Annotated in this window: 4 protein-coding genes and 1 pseudogene; 2 read left to right on the top strand and 3 right to left on the bottom strand. The window is 59.7% G+C overall.

Annotation, left to right across the window (positions count from 1 at the left end):
• Positions 1-636, top strand: a 636-nt coding sequence (locus tag NW863_RS12310; RefSeq protein WP_414366699.1) for an RNA-guided endonuclease TnpB family protein, incomplete at its 5' end; no start/stop codon positions are given.
• 146 nt (positions 637-782) lie between these two features.
• Here the strand turns inward: NW863_RS12310 and NW863_RS12305 are convergent.
• The 3 genes from NW863_RS12305 to NW863_RS12295 are packed head-to-tail and all read right to left on the bottom strand — an operon-like array spanning position 783 to position 4,035.
• Positions 783-1,910 (bottom strand): FtsW/RodA/SpoVE family cell cycle protein, encoded by a 1,128-nt coding sequence (locus tag NW863_RS12305; RefSeq protein ID WP_414366697.1) that lies wholly within the window; start codon positions 1,908-1,910, stop codon positions 783-785.
• Positions 1,855-3,300 carry a UDP-N-acetylmuramoyl-L-alanine--D-glutamate ligase gene (gene murD, locus NW863_RS12300; protein WP_414366696.1) on the bottom strand — a complete coding sequence of 482 codons (1,446 nt, stop codon included), beginning with the start codon at positions 3,298-3,300 and terminating at the stop codon, positions 1,855-1,857. The genes NW863_RS12305 and murD overlap by 56 nt, the downstream gene beginning before the upstream one ends.
• A 39-nt stretch (positions 3,301-3,339) precedes the next feature.
• Positions 3,340-4,035 (bottom strand): type 1 glutamine amidotransferase, encoded by a 696-nt coding sequence (locus NW863_RS12295; protein WP_414366694.1) that lies wholly within the window; start codon positions 4,033-4,035, stop codon positions 3,340-3,342.
• 148 nt (positions 4,036-4,183) lie between these two features.
• Here NW863_RS12295 and NW863_RS12290 point away from each other — a divergent pair.
• A pseudogene (locus NW863_RS12290) lies at positions 4,184-4,312 on the top strand (helix-turn-helix domain-containing protein); the annotation flags it as partial.
• Between the last annotated feature and the right edge of the window lie 43 nt (positions 4,313-4,355).

Below are 4,355 nucleotides of genomic sequence, written 5' to 3'. Positions count from 1 at the left end.
AAGGTGAGGGATCACTACTCCCGCTTGAGAGCGGTTCTCCAACGCAAGGCCAGTCAGGGCCCACGCAGCACTCGGCGTCGATGTCGGGAGCTGCTGCAACGGCTGTCTGGTCGGGAGAGACGCTTTCAAACTTGGCTGAACCACTGCATCTCTAAAACCCTTGTTGCTCGAGCACTGGCCACCCACAGCTTTATTGCCTTGGAAGACTTGACTGGGATTAGGGAGCGTGTCAACCAACAGCGGCGCAGCAAGAGAGAGCGGCGCCGGGCCAATAGTGAGGCCTACGGCCCGCTAGCGCGAGGGGCGTTCTACCCGTTGCGGCAGTTTGTGCACTACAAGGCCGCCAGAGCAGGGATCCAGGTTGTGGTGGTGCCGCCTGCCTACAGCTCGCAGACCTGCCACCGGTGTTTGTGTCTTGGGCAGCGGGAAGGGAAGCGTTTTCGCTGTGTCAACCCGGCTTGTGGCTGGGAAGGGGATGCAGATTTGAACGGTGCCAACGTCATTACGCTTTTGGGGGTCGCTGTAAACCGGCCTGGAGATTCGTGGTTGGCTTGCCAACTGCAGGGCTACCCTTCGCGTCAGCGGCGCGTAGCGCTTAAGCCCGCTCCGTACCGCTTAGCGGTCGGAGCCGGGTAGTTTACCGAGCTCACGGAGCGCCTTGAAAGTCTCCAGTCTTTTGCTCGCCTCTGTCGGGAGCTTAACCAGGCGGATCCCTACCAATTGATCCCTTCTGAACCCCAAAGTCTCTATCTACTGGCTGCTGAGTGAGACGCTTACAGAGCTTAGCCCACCTCGCGGGCGGCCCGCACCAGCAGTCCCGCCATAATTAGTCCAGAGAGAATTGAGCTGCCGCCGTAGCTAAACAGCGGCAAGGGTACCCCTGTAGTTGGCAACAGGCCGGTGACCACACTGACATTCAGCAGTGCCTGCCCCACCAAAAACATCAAACAGCCACAGGCCACCAGCCGCGTGGGCAGGTCGAGACAGCGCCGCATGACCCGCAGGCTTACCCAGGTGTAGGCGCTCAATAGCCCCAGGAAGAAGAGGGATCCCACCAGGCCAAACTCTTCCGCATACACCGCAAAGATGAAGTCTGTGTACTGGATGGGCAGGTAGAATAGCTTTTGCTGCGAAAGGCCGTAGCCTTTGCCCCACCAGCCCCCTGAGCCAATGGCCAAAAGGCTTTGCACCAACTGATAGCCGTCGCCCCGCGCATTCCCCCAGGGATCCAAAAAGGCAAGGATGCGCCGCCGCTGGTAGTCTTTGCTGAGAATGCTCACCACAGCCGCCAGGATCCCCAGTCCCGCTGTAGCCAAGAGGGTAAAAACGGGGATCCCGGCAGTCCAGGCCATGACCCAGAGGGTAAGGCCGCAGATGGCGGTGGTGCCCAAGTTGGGCTGGAGGAGGATCCCTAGCAGCGCCAAAGCAAAGAGCCCAACCCAGACGCCGCGAAACCAGGCGGGGTGGTAAAACCAACGGCCCAACACCCAGGCCCCCTGCAGCACCAACAGAGGCTTGAGCAATTCCGAAGGCTGGATGACCACCGGGATCACCTTCAAATCCAGCCAGCGGCTGGCTTCTAGGCGAGAAACCCCCAGCCCCGGCACCTGGGTAGCCCAAACCAAGCCAATGCCCAGCAGACAGAGGATCCCGGCCCAGGGGAACCAGCGCCGCAAAGGGATGCGCACCAGAAGTGCGAAGCAGGCCAGCCCCAGCCCTGCCCAGAGCAACTGGCGCTTAAAGAAATAGAGGCCATCGCCAGTAGTCTGCTGCGCCACCGGGTAGGAGGCCGAAAACAGCATCATCAAGCCCACCGCCAGCCAAACCAGCGTCAGCCAGCGCAGCCAGCGCGCTTCAGCGTTCCAGGGATCCCACAAGGGCTTGGCAACAGGCGCGGAAGTGGTGGCCACGGTGCTCGAAGCTGGGGTACTGGTCAAAGCTGGCACAAGCGGGCGACAGCAAAACGGTAATGGGCTGAGCGGGATCCGCCAGGGCTTGCGCTAGGGAGCAAGCGGCTGCAAAGGCCCTTTCCACCGCTACCTCTAGGGTTGGCAGGATCTCGACGTCAGTATAGCGGATTGCCTGGAGAGCCTGGGCCAGGGCAGGAGCAGCCTCCCCAATGAGCAACACGCGGGCCACCTTAGCCTGAATAAGCCGCAGCCAGGCCGAGGGATCCCCCTGTTTGGCCCTTCCACCGGCAATGAGGATGATGGGCGGGGAGAGGGCGTTGAGGGCCACCCAGCCGGCCTCGTAGTTGGTGGCTTTGCTGTCGTTGACAAAGCGGATGGGGGTGGATCCCACCTGGATTTGGGCTACCCGCTCCAGGCGATGGGGCATGCCGGCAAAAGAGCGGATGGCTCCCTGAATGGCAGTGTTAGGGATCCCGGCCAGATGAGCAGCCGCTGCCGCCAAGAGCAAGTTCTGCAAGTTGTGAGGACCAGGGCAGCGCTCGGCAAAATCCTCCAGCTCCGCCACCGCTTCCCCCTGGATGTAAAGGGTGCTCCCCCGCAGGAAGACATCCGCTTGCGGATCTTGCAGGGAAACCCAGTAGGTGTTTTCCCAATCTCGCCGCCGGTGAAAGAGGTAGGGATCCTCGCCGTTGACCACCCGCCACTGGGCCCGCTCCAGCAGCCGCGCCTTAAAGCCAGCGTAGCGCTCCAGGGTGCCATGCCGCTCTAGGTGATCGGGGGTGAAGGTGGTCCATACCCCAATGCGGGGTGGGCTGCTAGGGGAGCTCTGCATCAGGCGGCTGCTGGCCTCCAGTTGGTAGCTGCTTAGCTCTGCCACGATCCAATCCGGCTGCCGCTGCCCTTGCCAGGTCTCCAGCGCCACCTGAGACAGAGGTAAGCCAATGTTGCCGCAGGGGATCCCTTCTAGCCCTGCCGCTTTGAACATCTCCGCCACCAGGGCCGTGGTGGTGCTTTTGCCGTTGGTGCCCGTGATCCCTACCCAAGGCAGATGCTCAAGGAACTGCCAGGCCAGCTCTGCCTCTCCCACCACCTCAATCCCTTGCCGACGCGCCTCTTGCAGCAAGGGGTGATCCCAGGCAATGCCCGGGCTGACCACCACCTGCTCCACTCCCGGCAGCAGTTGAAAAGGCTGGCCCAAGTGGACAGGGATCCCTTCTTGTTCCAGCTCTGCCTGCCGTTGCCGCAAGAGCTCCGAATCCTGCTCGTCCCAGACCCACACCTCTTTTCCTTGGGCTCGCAGCAGCCGTGCAGCCGACCAACCTGCGATCCCCAGTCCCAAAACCTGATGGCCCACGTCTATGCCCCTTGGAACTTTGGCTTGCAGATGCATCTTACGGCTCTGGCCGCCCTCTAGAGCGCAGCGCGGGGCCTAGGGATTGGGGCGACAGAGAAAGGAGAGCACCTCGCCCATGAGATGGTTTATGGCTTGGTACTTCTCAGGGGGAGCTGAGAGAATTTCTACTTCCGACTGCACATAGGTAGATGGCAATAACTCGTCGCCGCAGTGGGAGACAAGCCCTTGCACCAATTCCGGCGTGGTTTCCAAGTGAAACTGGAGGCCAATCACTGAACGCCCAAGCTGAAAGGCCTGGTTCTCACAGCCTTCGCTTTTGGCAAGGTGAAGTGCACCAGGGGGCAGCTCGAAGGTTTCCCCGTGCCAGTGAAAAACCTCAATCGAGGGCGGAAAAGGAAAGGCCAGCTCGTTCGCTGGTTGGATCCCTTGCACCGGCCACCAGCCTATTTCCTTAACACGATTTGGAAACACTCGGCTACCCATTGCGCTGGCAATCAGTTGCGCCCCCAGACAGATGCCCAAAATGGACTTGCCGGCCTCGATGGCATTGCGGATAAACTCCTTCTCCTGCACCAGCCAAGGGAACGCGCTTTCGTCATTGGCACTCATGGGGCCACCCATGACGATGAGCATGTCAAATTCATCCAGGCTCGGCAATCTTGTCGATTCAAAGAACTTTGTGCCCGTTACAGGGTACCCCTTGGCTTTGAGCCAGGACTCTATGTAGCCGAGACCTTCAAACGCCACGTGTTGTAAGTAATGGGCCCGCATGCTGATTTCAATGACTAATACCTCAGCATAGCATAGCTTCTGTAACTTCCTTGCTGGCAGTGTTTCCGGGACTGTAGCATTTCTAAGATATTCATGACAGGTTATAATACAGCCTATTAATTTAAAATAGGGTACAGAAGAGAAGGGGATGCCAACCCATTCTTTGGATTTACGGCAGAGAGTTGTGGCAGCTTATCAGGCAGGTCAGACCTCTATCCGCCAGGTAGCCGAACGGTTCATGGCGACCAAAAGAACAGTACACCGCTGGGTGCGACAAAAAGCAAGGATGTGATTGCCCCCGACCAGACAGGGGTGTGGGA

This window comes from Synechococcus sp. B60.1 (genome assembly GCF_047462555.1).
In the GTDB taxonomy this organism is placed as follows: Bacteria; Cyanobacteriota; Cyanobacteriia; order Thermostichales; family Thermostichaceae; genus Thermostichus.
This window is presented reverse-complemented; position numbering and strand designations above follow the sequence as displayed.